The organism is Aerococcus viridans (assembly GCF_001543285.1).
Classification (GTDB): domain Bacteria; phylum Bacillota; class Bacilli; order Lactobacillales; family Aerococcaceae; genus Aerococcus; species Aerococcus viridans.
In genome coordinates this window covers 409,580-435,164 of the sequence record NZ_CP014164.1, presented here as the reverse complement: position 1 = coordinate 435,164, position 25,585 = coordinate 409,580, and the positions used below count along the sequence as shown (strand labels likewise).

Sequence of the window (25,585 nt, the reverse complement as noted above, 5' to 3'; positions counted from 1 at the left end):
TTTTAGATTATTTTTTCTTACCTTGAATTGCGACAGCTTTACCTTTACGCGTACGTGCGTTGTTCTTAGTGTTTTGACCACGAACTGGTAAACCACGACGGTGACGGATACCACGGTATGAACCGATTTCTTGTAGACGTTTGATGTCTAAAGCACGTTCACGACGTAAGTCGCCTTCAACTTTAATTGTATCTACTGCTGCACGTAAACGATCTAACTCATCGTTAGTTAAGTCACGTACACGAGTATCTTCTGAAATTTCAGCTTGCGCTAAGATTTTTTGAGAAGTCGTTTTACCGATACCATAGATGTATGTTAAGGCAATAACGATACGTTTCTCACGTGGAATATCTACTCCTGCTATACGAGCCATATATGAAAACCCTCCTTTTTATTTATCTTTAATTAGCCTTGGCGTTGTTTATGTTTTGGATTAGAACAAATAACCATAACTTTACCGTTACGGCGAATAACTTTACAATGTTCGCACATTGGTTTAACAGATGCTCTTACTTTCACAGTTATACCTCCTCGATTATATATCTCTACATTACTTGAATCGGTAGGTGATACGACCTTTCGTCAAGTCATATGGAGACATCTCAACTTTTACACGGTCACCTGGCAAAATACGAATGTAGTTTACACGCATTTTTCCTGAAATATGCGCTAAAACCTCATAACCATTTTCCAATTGGACCTTAAACATAGCATTAGGTAATGTTTCAGTAACAGTACCTTCAATTTCGATCATATCTTCTTTTGACAAAGTTTTTCCTCCTAATGGTGGTTGTTTCGTTTAATCACTAATTGATTGTAGGATAGAAATACGAAATGTTCAGTCAACCCGAATATCTTACCATAATTAGCGACTTAAAGCAACAAAATTTATTTATCTAAAATCTTTTGGATCTCAGCGTAAACATTGTCAATACCGATATCACCAGGAATGCGATAAAGCTTTCCTTGACCTTCATAGAAGTCTAAGATTGGTTGTTGTTGTTCTTGATTAACTTTTAATCTGTTTTCAACAACTTCAGGTTTATCGTCTTCACGTTGGTAGAAATCATGGCTTCCGCAAACATCGCATACGCCGTCTACTTTTGGTTTGTTCAAAACTTTGTGGTATGTTGCGCCACAGTTACGACAAATGATTCGTCCTGATAAACGTTCTTTCAACGTTTCTGCTGGCACGTCTAAGTAGATAACTGCATCAATGTCGCGATCTAAGCGAGTCATGATACCGCCAAGCTCTTTAGCTTGCGCTTCAGTTCTTGGAAAACCGTCTAGCATAAAGCCAGCTTGTGTATCTTCTTTTTGAAGTCTTTCTTCAACAATACCATTCGTTACTTCATCAGGAACTAATGCACCATCATCCATGAATAATTTAGCTTTTTTTCCTAATTCAGTTCCTTCAGCGATTGCTGATCTAAACATATCTCCAGTAGAAATATGTGGAAATTTGTAATCTTCAACGATTTTAGCTGCTTGAGTACCTTTACCGGCACCAGGCAAGCCCATTAAAATAATATTCATAATTGTCCTCCCCAAGCACGTTACGCATTAGTCTTTTTTATCATGAATAAAGCCAACGTATTGACGTTTAATTGTACGTCCTTCAATTTGTTTTGCTGTATCTAAAGCAACACCAACAACGATTAGTAAGCTTGTACCACCTAAAGCAATTGATTGTGGCATATCAAAGAAGTATGCCCCTAGTAAAGGTAGAACTGCTACACCCATCAAGAATAGTGAGCCTACTGTACTTAAACGATTTAACATTTTTTGTAAATATTCTTTAGTTGCTAAACCTGGCCGGATACTTGGAATATATCCACCAGCTTTTTGCAAGTTTTCTGCAGCACGTTCAGGGTTAATCTGAATATGTGCATAGAAGAATGTGAACAAAATAATGACAATTGCGTAAATAGCAATACCCGCTGGTTTTTCCAAATTAAAGATTGTTGACAATATTTGATACCAAGAAACATCACTATAATCAGCGGCAAATAGTCCGAGTACCGTTTGTGGCACCATGATTAATGATGACGCGAAGATAACGGGAATAACACCTGCTGAGTTAATCTTTAATGGTAAATGAGACTTTTGCGATGCCGAATTCGCACGTTTTGAATAACGTACGGGGATTTGACGTTCCGCTTGACTCATGAAAATGACGAACATAATTAATAGGATAAATACAAGAACAAATAGTCCTGCATATATCAATTGTTGATTTAATTCACTGCTAGTAGCATCTACAATGTTATTTTGATAGTAAGACGTTAACTCTGAGGGGATTTGCGCTAGAATACCAGCAAAGATAATGATTGAAGTACCATTACCTATTCCATATTCAGTGATTTGCTCACCAATCCAGACAACAAACATAGATCCAGCAGTCATGAATAAAGCAATCAGTAAGTAAGTTACAAAACCTGGATTATCAATTAATCCTAGCGATGACAATGAATTAAATCCTATTGAAATAGCTAAAGCTTGAAAAAAGCCAATCGCTACAGCAAAGTATCTAGTCCATCGATTTAACTTACGACGACCAACTTCACCCTGTTTAGACCACTCTGTAAATGAAGGTATAATCTCCATCTGCAATAGTTGAATAATAATAGATGCGGTTATATACGGTGAAACACCCAATGAAAAGATGGAGTAGCTCGAAAGTGCTCCCCCACCAAGAGTGTTTAGTAGGCTGAATAAACCAGATTCAGCTAACCCTTGAATTCCTGCAGCATTCACGCCCGGGACAGTTATGCTAGCCCCGATACGGAATACAATCAACATGATTGCTGTGAATGCCACGCGGCTTCTAATATCCTTATCCTGAAATCCATTTTTCAGTATTTGAAACATTAGATCACCTCGATTGAACCCCCAGCGGCCTCAATAGCTTCTTTAGCTGATGCTGAGAATTTAGCTGCTTTAACGGTTAGTTTGCGTTCTAATTCACCATTACCTAAAACTTTGATACCAGATTTTTCTTTTTTAACTAAGCCTGCTTCGATTAAGTCAGCAGCGGCTACAACAGCACCATCTTCAAATACGTTTAAGTCATCAAGATTGATGATCGCATATTCTTTACGGTTGATGTTTGTAAAACCACGTTTTGGAATACGACGGAACAATGGTGTTTGTCCACCTTCGAAACCTAGACGTACACCACCACCTGAACGAGCTTTTTGACCTTTTTGTCCACGTTTTGATAGTTTACCCCAACCAGAACTTGCACCACGACCTACACGGTGACGTGTGTGACGAGATCCTTCTGAAGGTTGTAATTCATGTAATTTCATCCTGTTAGGCACCTCCTATTCTAGATTATGCTTCTTCAACAACTACTAAGTGAGCAATTTTAGTAATCATACCGTTGATTGCCTCGTTACGAGTTTTAACAACTGTTTTACCAACTTTTGTTAACCCTAATGCTTGAGCTGTTTTAATTTGGTCTTGAGGACGTCCAATTAAACTGCGTTTTAAAGTAATTTTTACTTCAGTCATTCGAATTTCCCCCTTAACCTAATAATTCTTCCACAGATTTACCACGTAATGCAGCGACATCTTCTGGAGATTTTAATGATTTAATTGCTTCTAAAGTAGCACGTACAATGTTGATTGGTGAGTTAGAACCTAGTGATTTAGAAGTAATATCTGCGATACCACCTAATTCGACTACGGCACGAACTGGACCACCAGCAGCGATACCTGAACCGGCTTGAGCTGGTTTAAGTAATACGTGTCCACCGTTAAATTTACCGATAACTTCATGAGGAACAGTTGATCCTGCACGAGGTATAGTAATTAAGTTTTTCTTACCATCTTCAACCGCTTTGCGGATTGCTTCTGGTACTTCGGCAGCTTTACCAGTACCTAGACCAACATGGCCATTTCTATCACCGACAACAACAACGGCACCGAAGTTCATACGACGTCCACCTTTAACGGTTTTAGCAACACGGTTAATGGCAACAACGCGTTCTTCAAGGTCGTTTTCGTTAATGTTTAATTCTTGAAATGTGTTTGTCATGTTCTTGGCTTCCTCCTTTTCCTAAAATTCTAAGCCGTTTTCACGAGCTGCATCTGCTAAAGCTTGTACACGTCCGTGATATTGGTAGCCACCACGGTCAAATTTTACAACTTTAACGCCTGCTGCTACACCGCGTTCAGCGATAGCTTTACCAACTAATGCTGCACTTTCGGTTTTAGTTGCGGCAGATAATGTTTCTTCGTTTGTAGAGGCACTCGCTACAGTAACACCCGCTACGTCATCAATTAATTGAGCGTAGATGTGTTTGTTAGAACGGAATACGTTCAAGCGTGGGCACTCTGCTGTTCCAGAAATGTTGCTACGAACACGCGCGTGGCGTTTTTGACGTAATTTATTTTTATCTGGTTTGCTGATCAAAATAGTCACCTCTTTGTTAGATTTGTAAGGATGACCTCGTCACCCTCATTTTATAAATAATTTGGATACAAGTAAAAGGAAATAATTGTAAAGAATTACAATTATTTACCAGTTTTACCTTCTTTACGACGAATGTGTTCGCCAACATAGTGAATACCTTTACCTTTGTATGGTTCTGGTAAACGAGTTGAACGGATATTCGCTGCTAATTCACCAACAACTTCTTTGTTGATACCTTTGATGTTGATTGTAGTGTTAGTTGGCACTTCGATTTCGATGCCTTCTGGTGCTACAAATTCAACAGGGTGAGATAAACCAACATTGATAGTTAATTTATTACCTGCTAATTGTGCACGGTAACCAACACCAGTCATTTCAAGTTTCTTCTCGAATCCTTCAGAAACACCAATAACCATGTTGTTTACTAATGCACGAGTAGTTCCGTGGATAGAACGTACTTCTTTGTGGTCATTCGGACGAGTGAATGTGATTTCTTTCTCCCCGATTTGAATATCAATTACAGGGTTGAACTCACGTGATAATTCGCCTTTAGGGCCTTTAACAGTGATAGTTGAACCAGCTTTTTCTACGGTTACGTTACTAGGAATCTCGATAATTTTATTACCAATACGACTCATTCTAGACTGCACCTGCCTTTCAATTTTGTTTTTTAATTTTTGTTATTTATTACCAAATGTAAGCTAAAACTTCGCCACCGATGTTTTTAGCACGGGCTGCTTTATCAGTGATAACACCTTCAGATGTTGAAATTAATGCAGTACCTAAGCCATTTAAAACTTTAGGAATTTGATCACTTTTCGCGTATACACGTAAACCTGGTTTAGAGATACGTTTTAAGTTTGTGATTACTCGTTGGTTATCGCTTGTGTATTTCATGAATACACGGATAACGTTTTGTTTATCATCTTCGATGATTTCGTAATCTTTGATATATCCTTCTTCTTTAAGGATAGCAGCAATATTTTCTTTGATTTTTGATGATGGACTTTCGAATGATTCGTGGCGCACCATGTTGGCGTTACGAATACGAGTTAAAAAGTCCGCAATTGGATCAGTCATGACCATTACGAGTACACCCTCCTTTACTTAATTACCAGAAATTTACCAGCTTGCTTTTTTGACTCCAGGAATTTCCCCTTTATAGGCAAGTTCACGAAGGCAAATACGGCATAATTTAAATTTACGGTAAACTGAATGTGGGCGTCCACAACGTTCACAACGAGTATATTCTTGAGTAGAATATTTAGCTGGTTTCTTGTTCTTTTCGATCATTGATTTTTTTGCCAAATTACTCACGCCTCCTTCAAGACTTTATTATTTTTGGAATGGCATTCCTAGTTGAGTTAATAATTCTAATGATTCTTCGTCTGAATTAGCAGTTGTAACAATTACGATATCCATACCACGTACTTTAGATACTTTATCAAAGTCGATTTCTGGGAAAATCAATTGTTCACGGATACCTAATGTGTAGTTACCACGACCATCGAATGAGCGGTTGCTGATACCACGGAAGTCACGTACACGAGGTAGTGAAACTGTTACTAATTTGTCGAAGAATTCATACATACGTTCGCCACGTAAAGTAACTTTAGTACCGATTGGCATACCTTCACGTAAACGGAAACCAGCGATTGATTTCTTAGCAGTTGTAACAACTGGTTTTTGACCAGCAATTAATGTTAATTCTTCAACAGCGTTTTCTAAGTTTTTCGCGTTAGATACTGCATCACCAACACCCATGTTGATAACGATTTTATCTAATTTAGGTGCTTGCATGATTGAGCTATAGTTAAATTTTTCAACCATTGATGGTACTACTTCATTTTTATATTTTTCTTGTAAACGATTAGCCATTATTCAGCGTCCTCCTCTCCTGATACTGCTTCAGCGATTACTTCGCCTGATTTTTTCGCTACGCGAACACGTTTACCATCTTGCTCTTGGTAACCTACACGTGTTGCTTCGCCTGTTTTAGGGTCTACTAGTTGTACGTTAGATACATGAATAGGTGCTTCAACTTCGATGATACCGCCTTGAGGGTTCATTTGAGTTGGACGTTGATGTTTTTTAACGATGTTAACACCTTCAACAACAACTTTGTCAGCTTTTGGCAAAGCTTGTTTTACACGACCTTGTTTGCCTTTGTCTTTACCGGCAATAACGATAACTGTGTCATTTGCTTTTACTTTCATTTAAACGGGCACCTCCTTATTTTCTTCAGATTTTAGATTACTTCTGGAGCTAATGAAATAATACGCATATAGTTGTTGTCACGTAATTCACGTGCAACTGGACCAAAGATACGTGTTCCACGAGGAGATTTATCGTCACGAATAATTACACATGCATTTTCGTCGAATTTGATGTATGAACCATCTGGACGACGAACGCCGCTCTTAGTACGAACGATAACTGCTTTAACTACATCACCTTTTTTGACAACTCCACCTGGTGTTGCATTTTTAACAGTTGCCACGATAACATCACCAATGTTTGCAGTTTTACGGCCAGATCCGCCTAATACTTTAATTGTTAGGACTTCACGCGCGCCTGAGTTATCTGCTACTTTTAAACGAGTTTCTGATTGAATCATTTATAGAGTACCTCCTTCCAGTTGTTATTAGATAATGATTGATTCTTCAACGATTTCAACAAGACGGAAGTATTTGTCTTTTGACAATGGACGAGTTTCCGCGATGCGGACGATGTCACCCATTTTTGCTGAATTGTTTTCATCATGTGCTTTGTATTTCTTAGAATATTTGATACGTTTACCATATGTTGGATGGAATTTGAAAGTATCAACTTGGACTGTGATTGTTTTCTCCATTTTGTCAGAAACAACACGGCCTTGTAACACTTTACGGTTATTACGTTCTTCCATGGACAGGTTTCCTCCTTTACTGAATTTTCTTACGCTTCTTGATTACGTAACGCAGTTTTAACACGTGCGATATCTTTACGAACAGCTTTAATACGAGCTGTGTTTTCTAATTGACCAGTTGCCAATTGGAATCGTAAGTTGAATAATTCTTGACGATATTCTTGTTCTTTAGCAGTAAGTTCAGCAGTGGAAAGATCTTTAATATCTGTAAATTTAGTCATTAGATTCACCACCAATTTCACGTTTTACGATTTTAGTACGAATAGGTAATTTGTGAGATGCTAAACGCAATGCTTCTTTAGCTACTTCTTCTGGAACACCGGCAACTTCAAATAAGATTTTACCGCGTTTTACTGGAGATACCCAACCTTCTGGAGCACCTTTACCAGAACCCATACGAACACCAATTGCTTTAGCTGTATAAGATTTATGTGGGAAGATTTTAATCCATACTTTCCCACCACGTTTCATGTAACGTGTCATGGCAATACGAGATGCTTCAATTTGACGGTTAGTGATCCATGCTGAATCTAATGCTTGCAAACCGAATTCACCGTATGCAATTTCTTTTCCGCCTTTAGCTTCGCCACGCATTTTACCACGGAATTCACGTCTGTGTTTTACACGTTTAGGTACTAACATGTTTTAAGCCTCCCCTTGAATATTTTTTGTTGGAAGGATTTCACCACGGCATACCCATGTTTTGATACCGATCTTACCGTAAGTAGTGTCGGCTTCTTCCCATGAGTAGTCGATGTCCGCACGCAATGTATGCAATGGAACTGTTCCTTCTACTTGAGTTTCTGAACGCGCCATGTCGGCACCATTCAAACGACCTGAGATTTGAACTTTGATACCTTTAGCTCCTGATTTCATTGTGCGTTGGATTGCTTGTTTTTGCGCACGACGGAAAGCTACACGGTTTTCTAATTGTTGAGCGATTGACTCACCAACTAATTTAGCGTCTAATTCAGGTTTTTTAATTTCTACAATGTTGATGTGTACTTTTTTACCTGTACGGTTGTTTAAAGTTTTACGTAATGCGTCAACTTCAGAACCACCTTTACCGATAACCATACCTGGTTTAGCAGTGTGGATGTTTACGTTAACTTTGTTTGCAGCACGTTCAATTTCAACTTGAGATACAGAAGCATCTTTTAATGTTTCAGCGATGTATTCGCGGATATGTAAGTCTTCGTGTAAAGTATCTGCAAAGTCTTTTTCTGCATACCAACGAGCGTCCCAATCTTTGATGACGCCGATACGCATACCGATAGGATTAATCTTTTGTCCCATTAATTATGCCTCCTCTGCTGTTTTTACTACCACTGTAATGTGGCTTGTACGTTTGTTGATTCTAGAAGCTGAACCTTTCGCACGTGGACGGAAACGTTTCATCGTTGGTCCTTCGTTTACGAATGCTTCGCTTACTACTAAGTTAGCTGGCTCTAAGCCAAAGTTGTGCTCTGCGTTTGCAATTGCAGACATTAACACTTTCTCTACAGCAGGAGATGCTGAACGAGGAGTGTTTTTTAAGATTGCAATAGCTTCACCGACAGTTTTGTTGCGGATTAAGTCAACAACTAAACGTGCTTTACGAGCAGAAACGCGAACTGTGTTTGCAGTTGCTTTTGCAGATGTAATTTGTTCTGCCATTCTTTATTTCCTCCTCTCAGATTAACGACGAGTTGTCTTGTCGTCAGCGCCATGTCCTTTATATGTACGAGTTGGTACGAATTCACCTAATTTGTGACCTACCATATCTTCTTGGATATAAACTGGTACATGTTTGCGGCCATCGTATACAGCAATTGTTAACCCAACAAAGTTAGGGAAAATTGTTGAACGGCGTGACCATGTTTTGATTACTTGTTTCTTTTGTGCGTCTTGTTGTGCAACCACTTTTTTCATTAAATGGTCATCACAAAAAGGTCCTTTTTTCAAGCTACGGCTCATATTTATTTGGCTCCCTTCGCTATCCTATTTAATGTGATTACTTAGAGTTACGACGACGTACAATTAATTTATTGCTACGTGCGTTCTTATCACGAGTCTTAATACCACGTGCAGGTTTACCCCATGGAGTCATTGGACTTGGACGTCCGACTGGAGCTTTACCTTCACCACCACCGTGAGGGTGATCGTTAGGGTTCATTACAGATCCACGAACAGTTGGACGTTTACCTGCCCAACGAGAGCGTCCTGCTTTACCTACGTTGATTAAGCTGTGTTGTTCGTTACCAACAGCACCAATTGTTGCACGACAAGTACCTAAGATCATACGAACTTCACCAGAAGTTAATTTAATCAATACGTATTTGTCTTCTTTACCTAACACTTGAGCGCTAGCACCAGCAGAGCGAACTAATTGTCCACCTTTACCAGGTTTAGTTTCAATGTTATGTACTAAAGTACCAACTGGGATATTTTTCAATGGTAATGCATTACCAACTTTGATATCTGCTGCTTCACCAGAAGAAATACGAGCACCAACTTGTAAACCTTTAGGTGCGATGATGTAAGTTTTAATACCATCTGTATAGTGGATTAATGCAATATTAGCTGAACGGTTTGGATCGTACTCAATAGCTTTCACTACACCTTCAACGTTGTCTTTATTACGTTTGAAGTCGATGATACGGTAAGCTTGTTTGTGTCCACCACCGTGATGACGAACTGTAATGCGACCGTTGTTATTACGACCAGCACGTTTGCTTTGTGATTCTAACAATGTTTTTTCAGGAGTTGTTTTAGTGATTTCTGAGAAATCTGAACCTGACATGTTACGACGACCGTTAGTCGTTGCTTTATATGTTTTTATCGCCACGTGAATTTCCTCCTATCTTAATTATTCTGCTTCGTTTCCGAAGATTTCGATTGATTGACCTTCAGCGATGGTTACGATTGCTTTACGGCGTTTACGTGTATAACCAGCAAAACGTCCCATACGTTTTAATTTACCGCGAACGTTCATGATGTTTACGTTTTTCACGTCTACGTTGAACAATTCTTCGATTGCTTGTTTAACTTCTGTTTTGTTCGCTTTAACAGCTACTTCAAAAGTGTATTTGTTTTCGTCCATTTTCAACATTGATTCTTCAGTGATGATTGGGCGAATGATTACGTCGTGTGCCAACATTATGCTAGTACCTCCTCTACGTTAGAAAGTGCTGCTTTTGTAATGATGACTTTTTCAGAGTTAACTAAGTCGAATACGTTAACGTTGTTTTCATCAACTACTTTTACGTTTGGTAAGTTACGAGCTGATAATTGTGCGTTGTCGTTGTCTTTGTTGATTACAACTAAAACTTTATTTTCAACTTGTAAGTTATTCAACACTTCTTGGAATAATTTAGTTTTTGGTGTTTCGAATGCTAATTCATCAACAACGATGAAGTTGTTTTCTGCTACCTTAGTAGATAATGCAGAGCGTAAAGCTAAACGACGAACTTTACGAGGTAATTTATAAGCATATGAACGAGGTGTTGGTCCGAATGCACGGCCACCGCCTACCCATTGTGGAGAGCGGATTGAACCTTGACGAGCACGACCTGTACCTTTTTGACGCCATGGTTTACGTCCACCACCGCTAACTTCTGAACGTCCTTTAACTTTGTGAGTACCTTGACGTAATGAAGCTTGTTGCATAATAACTACATCGTAGATTGCATTTTCATTTGGTTCGATTGCGAAGACTTCATCGTTTAATGTGATTTCGCCAGCTTGTGAACCGTCTTGTTTAAATAATGTAATGTTTGCCATGAAACTGTTCCTCCTTCCTGGTATTATTCAGCAGATTTAACTGCAGATTTGATTGTTACCATAGATTTTTTAGCACCTGGAACGTTACCTTTGATTAAGATGACGTTGCGCTCTGCATCTACTTTAACGATTTCTAGGTTTTGGATAGTGATTTGAGTACCACCAGTTTGTCCTGGTAAGTTTTTACCCTTGAATACTTTAGAAGCATCCGACGCCATACCCATTGAACCTGGGCTGCGGTGGTAATGAGAACCGTGTGACATAGGCCCACGTGATTGACCATGACGCTTGATAGCACCTTGGAATCCTTTACCTTTTGAAGTACCCGTAACATCAACGATGTCTCCTGCTTGGAAGATATCAACCTTGATTTCTGATCCAACTTCGTAATCTCCTAGCTCAACATCTTTGAATTCTTTAATGAAGCGCTTAGGAGTAGTTTCTGCTTTTGCTACATGACCTTTGTGAGGTTTGTTTGCCAATACTTCACGTTTGTTGTCAAAACCAACTTGAATAGCTTCGTAGCCATCAGTTTCGTTTGTTTTAGCTTGTAAAACAACGTTTGGTTGTGCTTCGATAACTGTAACTGGTACTAATTCACCAGTTTCTGTAAAGAATTGTGTCATACCTACTTTTTTTCCTAAGATTCCTTTAGTCATGAGTACACCTCCGTATAATTTTTTTATTTAATAATTGGGTTAACTAATTTGTTGCGATGATTCTGGAATTATAATTTAATTTCGATGTCTACGCCTGATGGTAAATCTAATTTCATTAACGCATCAACAGTTTTTGGTGTTGGGTTAACGATGTCGATTAAACGTTTGTGCGTACGCATTTCGAATTGTTCACGTGAATCCTTGTATTTGTGTGTTGCACGGATTACTGTGAATAATGAGCGTTCAGTAGGCAATGGAATTGGACCTGATACTTCTGCTCCTGTACGTTGTGCAGTATCAACAATTTTAGCTGCTGATTGATCTAATGCACGGTGTTCGTAAGCTTTTAAACGAATACGAATTTTTTGTTTTGCCATGACTTTTTCCTCCTCGTCATATTTTAAATTTGACTTGCTCCGCATGAATTACCGGCCACCCTTATGGCAATGCTACCGGGTGTGTCGCAACCTCATACATCACTGCTTATTGATGTATCAACGTTTGCACGTAAATACTGTGGTTCCGTATAAAACGGCACCCAATTAGTATACAAAATTAAACTAGGCAGTGCAAGCTTTTTCTCGCCTTTCTTCAAAAAAAATTCTTATTTCTCGCCATTTCTTTATGAAAGGCCTTTTTTTGACGGTTATTGCCAACGCTACCTAGTGTATCATTTTGAAACATTTTACAAGGCGGTCGCCATTTCTTAGCAACGCGCCCTACTGTGTCATCTTTCAATAGGTATATTATACATGTTTTATCGCGTACTGCCATACCTTTTCGATGATACTTTGATTAAATTTTGCTTTGGTGGTCCAAGGATTGACAATAAAGCTATCAATAGGGTTGTCTTTGGCTAAAACCATCAAGGCAATCTGTTTAAAAGTCATTTGCTGAATCGAAACATTATCTGCTTTAGATGCGTATTGGCTAGCTTGATCTTTGTCCGTGAAAGTCACAAGCTCTCGTTGTCCCTTTTCTTTGTCGTAAGTTAACCAGATACTTTTGTCGGCTGATGCCCCCTCTAGTTGGATAGCGTATAAGTGGGCGGTCGCCATCGTGGTCAACATAGCCAGCGTTGTTAACGGATTGGGATCTGCCTTATATGCGGTCAATACTTCTATTAAACTTTGCTTGCCGAATGGCTGCGTCATTAAATCTTGCCTTCCTCTCATTTTTCTTCTATATAATAACTGTATAATCATTCTTATTTGTTATTCGCTATTGAGTTCTCGGAAAATAGCATTCTCTCCTTTAGATGGTCGTCAGCTAATCCGGACCAGCTTTTTAAAATAAGGATTACTTCTATATTATAGCGAATTTATGCTTTCGGTGTTTATTGTAACAAATGACTGTTCAAAAATCATATATCTCCACTTGGACCGAACAAGTTTACCTATCACTTGCGATAGCTTATATCCTGCGAAATTCATTTGACAGTGATTGTTAAATGCCCACAAGTTGCGTATGATAAGCCTATAAAAGGATATTATATCATTGGAGGATACAGATATGACGAATAGTTTCTTAGTATTACAAACTGACTTTGGTTTAGGTGATGGTGCGGTAGCAGCAATGTACGGGGTGGCTTACACAGTAGACCCAGCTTTAACAATTGCCAATTTAACCCACGAGATTCCTACTTACGATATTTTCGCCGCTTCATACCGCCTATTACAAACCATTAAATATTGGCCAGCAAATACAGTCTTCGTTTCTGTAGTCGATCCTGGTGTTGGTTCTGCACGTAAATCTGTTGTAGCGAAAACTAACTCAGGGCATTATATCGTAACGCCTGACAACGGTACCTTAACACACGTGGCTAAACACATCGGCCTTGAATCTGTGAAAGAAATCGATGAAATTAAAAACCGCTTACCACATTCTGAAGAATCACATACCTTCCATGGACGTGACGTTTACGTTTATAACGGTGCTAAACTAGCACAAGACACATCTTATTATGACGAATTGAAAAATGACATCACTGCTGATACGGTGACTAGCTTCAAACTAGGCGACTTGCGTTTAGCTGACAACACTATTTACGGAACTATCGATATACTAGACGTCCGCTTTGGTTCACTGTGGACAAATATCCCTTCAAGTACCTTAAAAACATCTGGGATTGAAAACGGCGATACGATCAGCGTAACCATTTACCATAACGGCATCAAACATTATCAAAATTATATTCTATTTGGCCATTCATTTGCGGACGTGTCTGTTGGTGAACCAATCGGTTATATCAATTCATTATTAAATCTAGGTGTCGCAATTAATCAAAAGAACTTTGCTGAAACTTACGGTGTTGGTACCGGAATTGATTGGCAAATTGAAGTTCGAAAAATTTAAAGCTATTTTTCCATTTAAATCACCATAAGTAAAACCCTATATTATATAGAAGAAACATTCAAAGGAGAATAAAAATGAATAAAAAACAATCATCTATTACAACCCTAGTTGCTATCGGTGTGGGTGCAGCCGTATTCTTTATCTTAGGTCGCTTCCTATCTATCCCGACTGGTATTCCAAATACAAGTATTGAAACAACCTATCCCTTCTTAGCTTTAATGGCTACTATCTTTGGACCATTTGCTGGTCTATTCATTGGTTTAATCGGTCACGCTATCAAAGACCTATTAACATACGGTTTGTGGTGGTCATGGGTACTAACATCTAGTTTTGCTGGTTATGGTTTTGGTATCGTAGGTCGCCGTTTAAAAGTAAACGAAGGTATTTTTACACTGAAAGATGCAATTCAATTCAATATTGGTCAAGTTATCGTGAACGTGTTATCATGGGTTGTCATTGCACCAGTATTAGACATTTTAATTTATTCTGAACCTGCCAACAAAGTTTTCTTACAAGGTGGTGTTTCTGCACTTGTTAACGCATTATCTGTTGGTATTATTGGTACATTGTTACTTAAAGGATATGCTTCTACACGTACGAAATCAGGAAGTTTGCGTAAAGAGCAACAATAGAAAGTAGTTTTTATTATGAATAACGTATTTACAACAGAGCCGGTGGACTTGAATGTCACACCGGCTATTGAATTTAAAAATGTATCTTTTCGCTATGCGAGTCAAGCGGACTTAAATCTACACGATTTGTCATTTGCCATTTATCCTGGTGAGAAAGTACTTATTATCGGACCTTCAGGTTCTGGGAAATCCACTATCGGAAAAATGATTAATGGGCAAATCCCCAATACCTTTGACGGTGATTTCACAGGTGATATTTTTATTAACGGGCAATCAATTAAAGGACAGTCAATTTTTGACCTTTCACTACAAGTTGGTACCGTCTTGCAAGATACCGATGGTCAATTTGTTGGCTTAACAGTAGCTGAAGACCTAGCCTTTGCTTTAGAAAATGATTATGTTGATCAAGGAGAAATGGTAAACAAGGTAAATGCCTGGGCTACTACATTAGATCTTCATGACTTATTAAATGCCAAACCTCAAGCCTTGTCAGGCGGGCAGAAACAACGGGTATCTATTGGTGGGGTTTTAATTGACGAATCACCGATTGCCCTATTTGATGAACCATTAGCTAATCAAGACCCAGCATCGGGCTTAGCAACCATGGCACTCATTGGTCAGCTAAATGCGTCTGAACAATTAACGACGATTGTGATCGAGCATCGTCTGGAGGAAACCCTGATTGCTGATATTGATCGCGTCATCGTGATTGAAGACGGCCATTTGGTGGGCGATATGTCCGTTGACGCGTTGCTACGTTCTGATTTGTTGGACCAAATTGGAGTTCGTCAACCCTTCTATTTGGATGCTTTTGCTTATGCTGGGGTTTCCTTGGATCAATTTCAACGCCTTGGTGCCTTTACACCTGACCTAGTAACGCCTAAGGTGGCGCAGGAGTTAACGACTTGGTATGATAGTCAGGTTGAAAAGAGCCAAGATGTCCAACAGACCCCAATTGTTCAACTCGATGATGTTGCTTTTCGCTATCAAGATGCACCTCTGATTTCCGATATGCATCTGACAATCTACGATGGGGAACTCATTTCGTTGGTCGGCACGAATGGGGCTGGCAAATCAACGCTCGCTAAGCTGCTGTGTGGTTTTGAGCGTCCTGATGCGGGGACAATTACTTTGTTCGGTCAAGATGCGGCAAATCTATCGATTAAGGAAATTGCAGATAATATAGGCTATGTCATGCAGAATCCAAATTTGATGATTTCAAAGAATATTCTGGCGGATGAGGTGGCTGCGGGTTTAATCAATCGCGGTTTGTACCAGTATGCAACGGATGAGGCCTTACAGGAACGTGTGGGTCATGCGTTGACCATTTGTGGTCTATATCCCTATCGTAATTGGCCAATTTCGGCACTATCTTATGGGCAAAAAAGACGCGCGACGATTGCAAGCATTCTAGTCTTAAATCCAAAGCTCTTGATTTTGGATGAACCTACGGCTGGACAAGATTATAAACACTACACGGATATGATGACATTTATTCAAGAATTGAATGCTAGCGAAGGAATCACCATATTGATGATTACCCACGATATGCATTTGATGCAGGAATACTCTAATCGAACCATCGTACTACATGATGGAAAAATTCTAGCAGATGATAAACCTTCTGCCGTTCTTTCTAATGAATATTTGATGAAGCAAGCACATTTGGCACCGACTAGCATTTATCAGTTAGCCAAGACATTGCCTAATATCGCACCGACAAACTTTATTGATACCTTCATTCGCTTTGAACGAAATCTTCCAGCAGTTAACCCAACGACAGCAGGTATAGAAAGAAGCGTGACTGACTATGGCTAAAACACAAGCCCAAACATTAGGCTACATTGCCCATGACACGCCACTTCACCGTTTATCTGGTGCAACCAAGTTAATTGCCTTTATCACCCTTTCGGTTATTGCCATGACATCCTACGATACAAGATTTCTGATTGGCTTGGGTATTTTGTCGCTTGTACTCTTTTGGCTTTCCAAGATTCGATGGTCTGAAGTGAATACAGTCATTTACTTTATCCTCTTCTTCTCTATTTTGAACCTAATTACGATCTATATTTTCGAACCAGAATACGGGGTTCAACTCTATGGATCACGTACGGTGATTGCTGAAGGTATTGGTCGTTATACCATCACTCAGGAACAACTATTCTATGAGTTTAATCTGTTTGTTAAATATTTCTCGACCATACCCCTGGCTTTAATTTTTATCTTAACGACAAACCCTAGTGAGTTTGCTTCTTCCTTAAACCGGATTGGGGTTTCCTACCGTATTGCTTATGCTGTGGCCTTAGCCTTACGCTATATTCCGGATATCCAAAGTCAATTCTTTGCTGTTCGTCAAAGCCAACAAGCGCGCGGGATTGAAATGTCAAAAAAGGCGCCCTTTTTCCAACGCATTAAGCGTTCGGCTCAGGTTATCATGCCTTTGATATTTTCTAGTCTCGACCGCATTGAAGTGATTAGCCAATCGATGGAATTGCGTCGTTTTGGTAAAGAAAATCGACGTACATGGTATAGCGCACGCCCCTTCAAGCGTGGGGATTTCCTTGCCCTGTTTGTGACAGTCATCATTGTAGCGATTGGTATATATCTATTCTTTACCAATGGTGGTCGTTTCTATAATCCATTTCAATAACAAAAAAGGTAGCCCGAAAGTTTCATGTACTTTCGGACTACCTTTTTATTTTGCCTAAAGTTTCAAATCAGATAGCGGTTTATACTAACGCATTGATTTGGAAACCGCGGTCTTCCAATACGTATAGAATTGCTTCTGCTGTATCGATGGATGTTAATAGTGGCACACCACGCTCGATGGCAGCTTTACGAATTAATTGACCCGAGTTTTGGTCGTGTCGCGCGCGACCCCATGTATTAATGATAATTTGTGCACGTTCTTCGGTAATCAAGTTCACTAATGTTTGCTCAATTTCTTTTTCGTCTGTTACTTCATTTGAGGTCACTGCAACAGTATCAATATCTGCAGCTTCAAATTCCGCTTGCATGTCGCCCGTTACCATGACACTGAAGCCAATTTGACGGAAACGTTGTGCCAATGCCAAACTTTCTGCTACATCAGCCTTGGTAATTGTGAACAAGACATTACCGAAATCATTGACGTGGATGTTGCTACCTGCAAAGGCCTTGTATAGTGCTTTTTGAAGGTTGATATCTGAACCCATCACTTCACCAGTTGATTTCATTTCTGGTCCTAATTGCGGATCAACTAGGTTCAATTTAGTGAATGAGAATACTGGTGCTTTTACATGAACCATGTTGCCTTCAGCGTAAAGACCTGGTTGGTAACCTTGGTCAATAATGCTTTCGCCAAGGATAGCACGCGTTGCTACTTGTGCCATTGGAATACCCGTTACCTTACTCAAGAAAGGTACTGTACGGCTGGCACGTGGATTTACTTCAATCACATAAACTTGGCCATCTTGAACAATGAATTGAATATTCATCATACCCAAGCAATTTAAGCCAAAAGATAGACGTTCAGTGTAATCGACGATGGTCGCCTTCACCTCATCAGATAGACTTTGTGAAGGATAAACGGCCATAGAGTCACCTGAGTGGACCCCAGAACGTTCGATATGTTCCATAATTCCTGGGATTAAGACATTTTCACCGTCACAAATTGCATCGACTTCGACTTCGGTACCCACTACATAATGGTCAATCAAAATTGGACGGTCTGGAGAGGCAATCATGGCATCTTCCATATAGCTGCGTAAGTCGGCATCGTTATCCACGATTTCCATACCACGCCCACCTAAGACATAACTTGGACGTACTAAGACTGGATAACCAATCTTACTTGGGATTTGTAAAGCATCTTCTACAGACATTGCTGTAAAACCTTCTGGTTGAGGGATTCCTAAGTCTGTTAAGGCTTGCTCGAACAAGTCACGGTCTTCAGCACGATCTAAGTCTTCTACGGTTGTCCCTAAGATAGGAATACCTAATGCATGTAATGGTTCAGCTAGATTTATCGCTGTTTGACCACCAAATTGTACAATAACCCCTTCTGGTTGTTCAAGGTCGATGACATGTAGTACGTCTTCTAAAGTAAGTGGTTCGAAGTAAAGTTTATCCGAAATAGAGAAATCAGTTGAAACTGTTTCTGGGTTGTTATTCATGATAATCGCTTCGTAGCCAGCTTGTTGGATTGCTTTAACAGAGTGAACTGTGGCGTAGTCAAATTCTACCCCTTGACCGATACGGATGGGACCTGAACCTAATACTAAAACAGTCTTTTTGTCTGAAGGCATACTTTCGTTATCAGCACTATAGGTAGAATAGTAGTATGGTGTGTTCGATTCAAACTCGGCCGCACAGGTGTCAACGGTTTTGTAGACTGGGCAAATGCCGTTTGCAGCTCGTAAGTCACGTACATCTGCTAAATCATTTTCCCATAGTCTAGAGATGGCTAAATCAGAGAAACCATAACGTTTTGCTTCTTTTAAGACAGCAACATCTTCTTTATTGGCTTCAAGTGTATTTTCTAATTCTACAATGTGCATTAAAACATCTAGGAAATAGAGATTAATTTTTGTCATGTCATGCAATTGTTCAATGGTATATCCGCGGCGCAAAGCTTCAGCTAAGTAGAAGATGCGGTCATCTTGTGCACGTGGAATCTTATCAATTAAGGTTACTTCATCAGCTTCGCGACTAGCAGTTGTTGCCATGTGTTCAGCACCAATTTCTAGTGAACGGACAGCTTTTAACAGCGCTTCTTCAAGGTTCGTACCAATAGCCATGACTTCACCAGTGGCTTTCATTTGAGTACCTAACTGACGATCACCTTTCTCGAATTTATCGAATGGCCAACGTGGAATCTTCGCAACCACATAGTCCAAAGCTGGTTCAAATTCGGCTAAGGTTGTACCTGTTACAGGGTTGATCATTTCATCAAGTGTTAACCCTACTGCGATTTTGGCTGCAATTTTAGCGATTGGATAACCAGTTGCTTTAGATGCAAGCGCTGAAGAACGGCTCACCCGTGGGTTTACTTCAATAACGTAGTAATTGAAGCTGTTTGGATCTAAGGCTAATTGGACATTGCAACCACCTTCAATACCTAAGGCACGGATAATCTTTAATGATGCATCGCGCAAAATTTGGTTTTCGTAGTCTGTTAGAGTCAAGGTCGGTGCGAAAACAATTGAATCTCCTGTATGAATACCAACTGGGTCAAAGTTTTCCATGTTACAAACAACCAAAGCATTATCTGCGCTATCACGCATTACTTCGTATTCGATTTCCTTGTAACCAGCGATTGAAATTTCAATCAAACATTGGTTTACAGGCGATAATTTAAGGCCCTTAGCAACAATTTCACGTAATTCAGCAGGGTCATTACAAATCCCCCCACCTGTTCCACCCATGGTAAAGGCAGGACGTACAATTACTGGATAACCAGCCTGTTCTGCAAAAGCTAGTGCTTCGTCAACTGTATGTACAATATCACTCTCAGGAACTGGTTCATTCAATTCACGCATTAGATTACGGAAAAGGTCACGGTCTTCAGCTTGATCGATAGCTGATAATTTTGTACCCAATAATTGGATACCTAATTCATCTAAAATACCATCATTGGCTAATTCAATCGCCATGTTTAAGCCTGTTTGGCCACCTAAAGTAGGTAGAATCGCGTCTGGACGCTCTTTACGTAAGATGCGTGATACAAATTCTAGCGTAATCGGTTCAATATACACTTTGTCAGCAATTTCCGTGTCAGTCATGATAGTTGCTGGATTGGAGTTAACTAATACAACTTCATAACCTTCTTCACGTAAAGATAAGCATGCTTGTGTACCAGCATAGTCAAATTCTGCTGCCTGTCCGATGATAATTGGACCAGATCCGATAACCATAATCTTGTGAATATCAGTACGTTTTGGCATTAAATATTCCCTCCAAGTTCTTGTTGTTATCCATTAATTCAATAAAACGATCAAATAAGTGGTCTGCATCATGTGGTCCTGGTGCTGCATCAGGATGATATTGCACACTAAAAGCAGGTAAAGTTTTGTGGCGCACACCTTCTACCGTTTCATCGTTGATTTCGATATGAGTGATTTCTAAATCTGTATGCACTAATGAATCAGCATCTACCGCATAACCGTGGTTTTGAGAAGTGAAATCAATACGACCAGTAGCAATTTCACGTACAGGGTGGTTAAAGCCACGATGGCCGAATTTCATTTTGAAGGTTTCGCCACCATTCGCTAAACATAACAATTGGTGACCAAGACAGATACCAAACAAAGGTATTTTACCTTGAATTTCATTAATCATGTCTAAAGTTTCTGGAATACTCGTTGGATCCCCAGGGCCGTTGGTTAACATGACGCCATCCGGAGCTAAACGTAAAATTTCTTGGGCAGTTGTATCATATGGTACCACCGTTACATTACACTCACGTTTGTTTAATTCACGTAAAATTGAATGTTTCAAACCAAAGTCTACTACGACCACATTCTTACCAGCATTTGGATTCACATATCGCGTTTTAGTTGATACTTGCGCTACTTGGTTTGTAGGCAAGTCTGTCGCGCGAAGTGTCGCAAGCGCAGCTTCAATGTCAGTCCCCTCATTTAGTAAACTAGCTTTCATCGTTCCGTGACTACGGATTGTTTTGGTTAATTGACGCGTATCAATATGTTTAATGCCTGGTATATCATATTCCACTAAGAACTCATCCAAGCTCATTTTTGATCGCCAGTTAGATGGGAAACGTGCAACTTCACGACAAATGATAGCCTTCACTGTAGGGTCTACAGATTCAAAATCATCAGCATTTACACCATAGTTTCCAATTAATGGAAAGGTAAATGTTAACATTTGACCGTTATAACTCTGGTCAGTTAATGATTCTTGATAACCTGTCATTCCTGTTGAAAAGACTACTTCGCCAATAACCTCTTTCGTAGCACCAAAAGCTTCACCATAAAATGTTTCACCAGTTTCTAACAACAATATTTTTTCCATTTTTTCACTCACCTTCAACGAACACACCGATTATGACCATTTACATTTACACTATAAAAAAAAGCGCTTAGCCCGAGGGCTAAGCGCTTTACGACACTACAAGTAAATTGAAGATATAGTAAACAAACCATTCGCATGGTTTCACTTGACCCCTTGAAAGCCTCACAGGACTTTATTTAAAGGTTGCTTTGTTTTTTTTTAAGATTACGCTATTGACTATGCAAAGTCAACAAAATCATGTAAAAAATTATCATTTTTTACAATTTTATATACAATCTACTCATAGAATCCTAATAAAAGTCCCTTAAATCCGTTCTCCTGAAATTTCATTACTATATTAATTTAGGTTAGAATGTGCAAATATTGTATAAAAATGAAAAGACAACAAGCAAGCACAAGTCCTTATTCCTTAAAGCTACTTGTCTCTTTACAAATGCACTAGCTTTATTTAGCTTGTCTTATCGAATGTTCTCGTTCAATCTTATGCCAACTATGCAAGTGGGTACTATAAGTAATCGCAGCATATAAACGAACAAATAGTAGATAGGGTCTATAGAAGATCGAATCTAGAATTGTAATACCAAAAGCTTTTAAGGTATCCCCGCGGAGAAATTTATAGTCTTGGATAAAATATCTGCCCACGTAGAAAACCATCGTTTGAAAAACACAAAACAGAAAATATAACAACGCAAGTGCTATCGCGGAAGAAACATTTAATATGCCTAGCATGAATGATAAAGAAATAATGATGATACCTAGTGATTCAATAAATGGCACCATCAATTCATATAGGAAATAGAATAAGTACGATACGGTACCTAGTAAACCATATTTAGGATTTAACATGATGGTACGGTATTGCCACATACTTTGTATTAATCCTCGATGCCATCTCGACCGCTATTTCGCCAAGTCTTTTAAAGTAAAAGGCGCTTGCGTCCAACAGATTGCATTCGCAACATACCGATTATTATAGGGGATTTTATTCTCCACGTAATACCGATGTGAGCGTAAAGCCAAGTCCATGTCTTCAGCCACACTATTCACATCATAACCATTCACACGAATAAGCGCTTCCTTTTTAAAGAGACCAAACCCACCCGATACATTTAAATTACCATTAAAAGCATCGCTAAAAATGCGAGAGCCCATAAAGGCTCGTGAATACTCTAGTGACTGCATAGCTGCTACCAAACTTTTAGAGATTTTTGTTTCCACAGGATATGCATGTTTAAAAACAACATCATTTGAAATGCCTAATAAACCACCAACAGCAACCGTAGTCGCGTCCTCAAAGAAAGGTCTAATCGCATGCTTTAAGGCGTCCGCTTGTAAAATTTCATCGGCATCCATTGACACAATATACGGATACTCTGAAACGTTAATCCCAGCATTTACAGAGTCAGCCTTATTCCCCCCCATTCTCTTTGCGAATCAATTTAATCGAAATGCGTCCTATTTTATGACCATAAACCGCTTGTATATGTTTACTAGGGACTTGAAGACGAATTGGATGGGTTATAAGTGAAAAATCAAATGCATCAATCACTTTTTGCCCAGTACCATCTGTAGATCCATCATCGACAACAATTATTTCAAAAATTTTGTAATCCTGGTACAACAAGTTATTGATTGTCGAAAGAATGGTCGCACTCTCATTATAAGCTGGCACGATAATAAAAATTGGATAGTAATATTAGTGGTCTAACTGATTCATCATCAACCTGCGTTGTCGATTTCGGTGAATTTTAACCATTGCAAATATATTCCCAACTGAAATATAGGTCACATAAAAAAATAAATAGTATAAGAAAAATATTTCCGTATATTGAATCACTTCGCTAACATCCATGACTTAATCCTTTCTGGTCATAATAATAGATTGATTGCTCCTTAGCATACGGATCATCTCCATTAAATATGATACTCAACTCACTTGGAGCAACCGCTAATTCGCTTAAAGCGATACTTGCATTCTTCGAATATACCACTCTCTCGAAAAAATATTTTTCTTCAATTGATCAATAGTTGCTGGTCCTGGATAGTGGGCTAGTGTTGAGGTAGCGACTCCTGCACACGCCCATTCTCGCACGTCACTGGTATCTGCCCATTTTAAAATATTCTGATGAAATGATTTTTTCAAATAATTAATCGAAATCACCAGTAAAAGACAGTAGACTACTTGAAATTAGTTTCGTATTCAATGGTATACCCTTTGAATTATTTAAAACTTTTAATGCTTGAATAACGATATCAGCGTTACTAATTTTGTTTAAAGTATTGAAGGCATAATTTTGACAATAGGCTGAGTCTTGCGCAACTATTTCAATAAAATTGCTTCAAGTGATTTGGTATCGTGGTTCACTTGATGAAAAGGCAATAAACAAGAGATATAGGCAAAATAAGCCTGATAGATAAGTGGCCGCTTTAAGTAGGATTTGCCTAAAGCCACCCATACTGGATAAATGCTAGATGTAAAATCATTCAATCTAACTTTGTCTGCTTGACTATCCATATTTTTCAGTTCTTGGATAACAGCTTCAAAAGCTACTAATTGTTTTACCTGTTTTAACTTTTCATAAATAGCGTCCTGATTGCCTACAAAATTGTCATTAGCATAATAATCACGCCATTGGTCTTTTCTCTTTTCGAATCTTGCTTTTGTAAAATGGACATATATTCTATGGCACAACACAATGAGCATCATCACCACACTTAATACAACAATAAAAATTAAATACAAATATATAAAATTATACTTCATGTCCTCTCCCCATTTTACTCTAGCAGCTTCACCAAACTCTTGTATTCATGTAAACCCAAATTAACTTGTTGGTCGCTAAAGTGCGTCTTTAATTGATTAAAATTCTCTACCACAGCATCCAAAGATAAATGATGATAAGTATTTATTTCCGCCAAATCAAATTGACCTGGTGCTTGTAACTCATAAATCGTTTGAATGGGTTTATGATATTGCTTACTTAAACTAGCTTCATTGCTTATATGGTCGATTTCCTTGCCTCTATAATAGTTCATGATGGCCACTTGATCGGAGGCTCTTTGAACAATGGTCGCTAATTCATCGCTAAATCCTTCCGTATCAAAAAAATACGGTAGACATACGATGACCTCTAATCCTTTTTGATTAGCAACTTGATACGCTGCAGTCAATCCTTCTGTAAAATGCCTCATCAGTAAGTCTGGATTAGACTCAAATTCTGGCAGGCTTTGTGGTTCAATATCAATAACAATTCCTCTAATCTGCTGATCCTTGGGTAACGATTGGTTCAATTCATCCACAGTGTTGATATATTGAATAAGCTCCCTTGCGTCAGGATCAATCGCCCATTCCGGTTCGCCATTTAACAAATATACCCCTTTATTAGCCTGTTCCGTTTTTTGAATGAAAGCAATGATATTATCTAAATATACGGGATCATTCAAGTATGCTTCTGAAGCGTATTGGTAAATATCATCGATGTCTAATGAAATTAAGGTACTCACAGTATCATCTGGGTTTTCCACCTGAACCGTATCCCATGAATAAACGGCTGTTGTAGAACGCCTTGAATTTATCATTTGGTTAAATAAAATAAAAGCCAAAAGGATAAAGCCTCCAATACAAAGTAATAAAACGAATATTTTTTTATGCATAAAACACCAAATTTCATTTAAATTTCGCTGCCATAAGTATACTCCCTTGGTTCAAAAAAAGATATTGCGGCAAAATATTTCGTTATTTGTTTACATCATTCATGATATTTCGTTAGGTAACTGTTTTGCATGCATGAAATTTGCATGCATGAAAGATAAGATGGCCTTTTGGCGTTCACAAAAA

Annotated in this window: 37 protein-coding genes; 4 read left to right on the top strand and 33 right to left on the bottom strand. The window is 38.9% G+C overall.

What is annotated here, in order from left to right; translation table 11 throughout:
• Positions 1-7: 7 nt before the first annotated feature.
• The 27 genes from rpsM to AWM76_RS01950 all read right to left on the bottom strand — a co-directional run bounded on the left by rpsM (position 8) and on the right by AWM76_RS01950 (position 12,903).
• Positions 8-373: a 30S ribosomal protein S13 gene (gene rpsM / locus AWM76_RS02075; RefSeq protein WP_004262607.1), complete on the bottom strand. Its 366-nt coding sequence runs from the start codon at positions 371-373 to the stop codon at positions 8-10.
• Positions 374-405: 32 nt separating this feature from the next.
• Complete coding sequence (gene rpmJ, locus AWM76_RS10325; RefSeq protein ID WP_004262605.1) at positions 406-519, bottom strand: 50S ribosomal protein L36; 114 nt, start codon at positions 517-519, stop codon at positions 406-408.
• Between the two features lie 31 nt (positions 520-550).
• Positions 551-769: a translation initiation factor IF-1 gene (gene infA, locus AWM76_RS02070; RefSeq protein ID WP_004262604.1), complete on the bottom strand. Its 219-nt coding sequence runs from the start codon at positions 767-769 to the stop codon at positions 551-553.
• 119 nt (positions 770-888) lie between these two features.
• The gene (locus AWM76_RS02065; protein ID WP_004262603.1) at positions 889-1,536 is read right to left on the bottom strand and encodes an adenylate kinase; all 648 of its coding nucleotides are present in this window, start codon (positions 1,534-1,536) and stop codon (positions 889-891) included.
• Positions 1,537-1,563: 27 nt separating this feature from the next.
• A complete protein-coding gene (secY, locus tag AWM76_RS02060; protein WP_004262602.1) occupies positions 1,564-2,871 on the bottom strand; it encodes a preprotein translocase subunit SecY in 1,308 nt (435 codons plus the stop codon).
• Positions 2,871-3,311: a 50S ribosomal protein L15 gene (gene rplO / locus AWM76_RS02055; RefSeq protein ID WP_004262601.1), complete on the bottom strand. Its 441-nt coding sequence runs from the start codon at positions 3,309-3,311 to the stop codon at positions 2,871-2,873. Before rplO ends, secY begins: the two co-directional genes overlap by 1 nt.
• A gap of 25 nt (positions 3,312-3,336) precedes the next feature.
• Positions 3,337-3,516: a 50S ribosomal protein L30 gene (rpmD, locus tag AWM76_RS02050; protein ID WP_004262600.1), complete on the bottom strand. Its 180-nt coding sequence runs from the start codon at positions 3,514-3,516 to the stop codon at positions 3,337-3,339.
• A gap of 13 nt (positions 3,517-3,529) precedes the next feature.
• Positions 3,530-4,042, bottom strand: a complete 513-nt coding sequence (gene rpsE, locus AWM76_RS02045) for a 30S ribosomal protein S5 (RefSeq protein WP_004262599.1) — start codon at positions 4,040-4,042, stop codon at positions 3,530-3,532.
• A 21-nt stretch (positions 4,043-4,063) separates the two neighbouring features.
• On the bottom strand, positions 4,064-4,429 hold the full coding sequence (rplR, locus tag AWM76_RS02040) for a 50S ribosomal protein L18 (protein WP_004262598.1): 366 nt from the start codon (positions 4,427-4,429) through the stop codon (positions 4,064-4,066).
• A 92-nt stretch (positions 4,430-4,521) separates the two neighbouring features.
• The gene (gene rplF / locus AWM76_RS02035; RefSeq protein ID WP_004262597.1) at positions 4,522-5,058 is read right to left on the bottom strand and encodes a 50S ribosomal protein L6; all 537 of its coding nucleotides are present in this window, start codon (positions 5,056-5,058) and stop codon (positions 4,522-4,524) included.
• Positions 5,059-5,107: 49 nt separating this feature from the next.
• Positions 5,108-5,506, bottom strand: a complete 399-nt coding sequence (rpsH, locus tag AWM76_RS02030) for a 30S ribosomal protein S8 (protein WP_004262595.1) — start codon at positions 5,504-5,506, stop codon at positions 5,108-5,110.
• A gap of 36 nt (positions 5,507-5,542) precedes the next feature.
• Entirely contained in the window at positions 5,543-5,728 is a 186-nt protein-coding gene (locus tag AWM76_RS02025; protein WP_004262592.1) for a type Z 30S ribosomal protein S14, read from the bottom strand.
• Positions 5,729-5,755: 27 nt separating this feature from the next.
• On the bottom strand, positions 5,756-6,298 hold the full coding sequence (rplE, locus tag AWM76_RS02020; protein ID WP_004262589.1) for a 50S ribosomal protein L5: 543 nt from the start codon (positions 6,296-6,298) through the stop codon (positions 5,756-5,758).
• Positions 6,298-6,636, bottom strand: coding sequence for a 50S ribosomal protein L24 (rplX, locus tag AWM76_RS02015; protein ID WP_004262586.1), 339 nt, complete (start codon positions 6,634-6,636; stop codon positions 6,298-6,300). Before rplX ends, rplE begins: the two co-directional genes overlap by 1 nt.
• Positions 6,637-6,668: 32 nt before the next feature.
• Positions 6,669-7,037, bottom strand: a complete 369-nt coding sequence (rplN, locus tag AWM76_RS02010) for a 50S ribosomal protein L14 (RefSeq protein ID WP_004262575.1) — start codon at positions 7,035-7,037, stop codon at positions 6,669-6,671.
• Positions 7,038-7,064: 27 nt separating this feature from the next.
• Positions 7,065-7,328, bottom strand: a complete 264-nt coding sequence (gene rpsQ, locus AWM76_RS02005; RefSeq protein ID WP_004262572.1) for a 30S ribosomal protein S17 — start codon at positions 7,326-7,328, stop codon at positions 7,065-7,067.
• A gap of 29 nt (positions 7,329-7,357) precedes the next feature.
• On the bottom strand, positions 7,358-7,549 hold the full coding sequence (gene rpmC, locus AWM76_RS02000; protein ID WP_004262569.1) for a 50S ribosomal protein L29: 192 nt from the start codon (positions 7,547-7,549) through the stop codon (positions 7,358-7,360).
• Entirely contained in the window at positions 7,542-7,970 is a 429-nt protein-coding gene (gene rplP / locus AWM76_RS01995) for a 50S ribosomal protein L16 (protein WP_004262566.1), read from the bottom strand. The genes rpmC and rplP overlap by 8 nt, the downstream gene beginning before the upstream one ends.
• A 3-nt stretch (positions 7,971-7,973) precedes the next feature.
• Positions 7,974-8,624, bottom strand: coding sequence for a 30S ribosomal protein S3 (gene rpsC, locus AWM76_RS01990; protein WP_004262563.1), 651 nt, complete (start codon positions 8,622-8,624; stop codon positions 7,974-7,976).
• 3 nt (positions 8,625-8,627) lie between these two features.
• A complete protein-coding gene (rplV, locus tag AWM76_RS01985) occupies positions 8,628-8,984 on the bottom strand; it encodes a 50S ribosomal protein L22 (protein WP_004262560.1) in 357 nt (118 codons plus the stop codon).
• A 21-nt stretch (positions 8,985-9,005) separates the two neighbouring features.
• Entirely contained in the window at positions 9,006-9,284 is a 279-nt protein-coding gene (gene rpsS, locus AWM76_RS01980; protein ID WP_004262557.1) for a 30S ribosomal protein S19, read from the bottom strand.
• Between the two features lie 37 nt (positions 9,285-9,321).
• A complete protein-coding gene (gene rplB, locus AWM76_RS01975) occupies positions 9,322-10,155 on the bottom strand; it encodes a 50S ribosomal protein L2 (protein ID WP_004262555.1) in 834 nt (277 codons plus the stop codon).
• 21 nt (positions 10,156-10,176) lie between these two features.
• The gene (rplW, locus tag AWM76_RS01970) at positions 10,177-10,467 is read right to left on the bottom strand and encodes a 50S ribosomal protein L23 (RefSeq protein ID WP_004262545.1); all 291 of its coding nucleotides are present in this window, start codon (positions 10,465-10,467) and stop codon (positions 10,177-10,179) included.
• The gene (gene rplD, locus AWM76_RS01965) at positions 10,467-11,090 is read right to left on the bottom strand and encodes a 50S ribosomal protein L4 (protein ID WP_004262544.1); all 624 of its coding nucleotides are present in this window, start codon (positions 11,088-11,090) and stop codon (positions 10,467-10,469) included. Before rplD ends, rplW begins: the two co-directional genes overlap by 1 nt.
• A gap of 23 nt (positions 11,091-11,113) precedes the next feature.
• Complete coding sequence (gene rplC / locus AWM76_RS01960; protein ID WP_004262542.1) at positions 11,114-11,749, bottom strand: 50S ribosomal protein L3; 636 nt, start codon at positions 11,747-11,749, stop codon at positions 11,114-11,116.
• Positions 11,750-11,817: 68 nt separating this feature from the next.
• Positions 11,818-12,126 carry a 30S ribosomal protein S10 gene (gene rpsJ, locus AWM76_RS01955; protein ID WP_016896561.1) on the bottom strand — a complete coding sequence of 103 codons (309 nt, stop codon included), beginning with the start codon at positions 12,124-12,126 and terminating at the stop codon, positions 11,818-11,820.
• A gap of 369 nt (positions 12,127-12,495) precedes the next feature.
• Positions 12,496-12,903, bottom strand: coding sequence for an SseB family protein (locus tag AWM76_RS01950; RefSeq protein ID WP_106427317.1), 408 nt, complete (start codon positions 12,901-12,903; stop codon positions 12,496-12,498).
• A 358-nt stretch (positions 12,904-13,261) separates the two neighbouring features.
• Between AWM76_RS01950 and AWM76_RS01945 the strand changes: the two genes are divergently transcribed.
• The 4 genes from AWM76_RS01945 to AWM76_RS01930 all read left to right on the top strand — a co-directional run bounded on the left by AWM76_RS01945 (position 13,262) and on the right by AWM76_RS01930 (position 17,386).
• The gene (locus AWM76_RS01945; protein WP_004262533.1) at positions 13,262-14,104 is read left to right on the top strand and encodes an SAM hydrolase/SAM-dependent halogenase family protein; all 843 of its coding nucleotides are present in this window, start codon (positions 13,262-13,264) and stop codon (positions 14,102-14,104) included.
• A 74-nt stretch (positions 14,105-14,178) separates the two neighbouring features.
• On the top strand, positions 14,179-14,736 hold the full coding sequence (locus AWM76_RS01940) for an ECF-type riboflavin transporter substrate-binding protein (protein WP_004262530.1): 558 nt from the start codon (positions 14,179-14,181) through the stop codon (positions 14,734-14,736).
• Positions 14,737-14,751: 15 nt separating this feature from the next.
• Positions 14,752-16,554 carry an ABC transporter ATP-binding protein gene (locus AWM76_RS01935; protein ID WP_004262527.1) on the top strand — a complete coding sequence of 601 codons (1,803 nt, stop codon included), beginning with the start codon at positions 14,752-14,754 and terminating at the stop codon, positions 16,552-16,554.
• Positions 16,547-17,386 (top strand): energy-coupling factor transporter transmembrane component T family protein, encoded by an 840-nt coding sequence (locus AWM76_RS01930; RefSeq protein ID WP_004262525.1) that lies wholly within the window; start codon positions 16,547-16,549, stop codon positions 17,384-17,386. The genes AWM76_RS01935 and AWM76_RS01930 overlap by 8 nt, the downstream gene beginning before the upstream one ends.
• 79 nt (positions 17,387-17,465) lie before the next feature.
• Here the strand turns inward: AWM76_RS01930 and carB are convergent, their stop codons facing one another.
• The 6 genes from carB to AWM76_RS01895 form a co-directional block, all read right to left on the bottom strand.
• Positions 17,466-20,660: a carbamoyl-phosphate synthase large subunit gene (carB, locus tag AWM76_RS01925; protein WP_004262523.1), complete on the bottom strand. Its 3,195-nt coding sequence runs from the start codon at positions 20,658-20,660 to the stop codon at positions 17,466-17,468.
• The gene (locus AWM76_RS01920; protein WP_004262520.1) at positions 20,644-21,747 is read right to left on the bottom strand and encodes a carbamoyl phosphate synthase small subunit; all 1,104 of its coding nucleotides are present in this window, start codon (positions 21,745-21,747) and stop codon (positions 20,644-20,646) included. Before AWM76_RS01920 ends, carB begins: the two co-directional genes overlap by 17 nt.
• Before the next feature lie 900 nt (positions 21,748-22,647).
• The gene (locus AWM76_RS01910) at positions 22,648-23,169 is read right to left on the bottom strand and encodes a glycosyltransferase family 2 protein (RefSeq protein WP_004262514.1); all 522 of its coding nucleotides are present in this window, start codon (positions 23,167-23,169) and stop codon (positions 22,648-22,650) included.
• Positions 23,156-23,419 carry a glycosyltransferase gene (locus AWM76_RS11070; protein WP_004262511.1) on the bottom strand — a complete coding sequence of 88 codons (264 nt, stop codon included), beginning with the start codon at positions 23,417-23,419 and terminating at the stop codon, positions 23,156-23,158. The genes AWM76_RS01910 and AWM76_RS11070 overlap by 14 nt, the downstream gene beginning before the upstream one ends.
• A gap of 648 nt (positions 23,420-24,067) precedes the next feature.
• Positions 24,068-24,511, bottom strand: a complete 444-nt coding sequence (locus AWM76_RS01900; protein WP_003143117.1) for a hypothetical protein — start codon at positions 24,509-24,511, stop codon at positions 24,068-24,070.
• A 14-nt stretch (positions 24,512-24,525) separates the two neighbouring features.
• Complete coding sequence (locus tag AWM76_RS01895; RefSeq protein ID WP_039935898.1) at positions 24,526-25,350, bottom strand: hypothetical protein; 825 nt, start codon at positions 25,348-25,350, stop codon at positions 24,526-24,528.
• Positions 25,351-25,585: the final 235 nt, after the last annotated feature.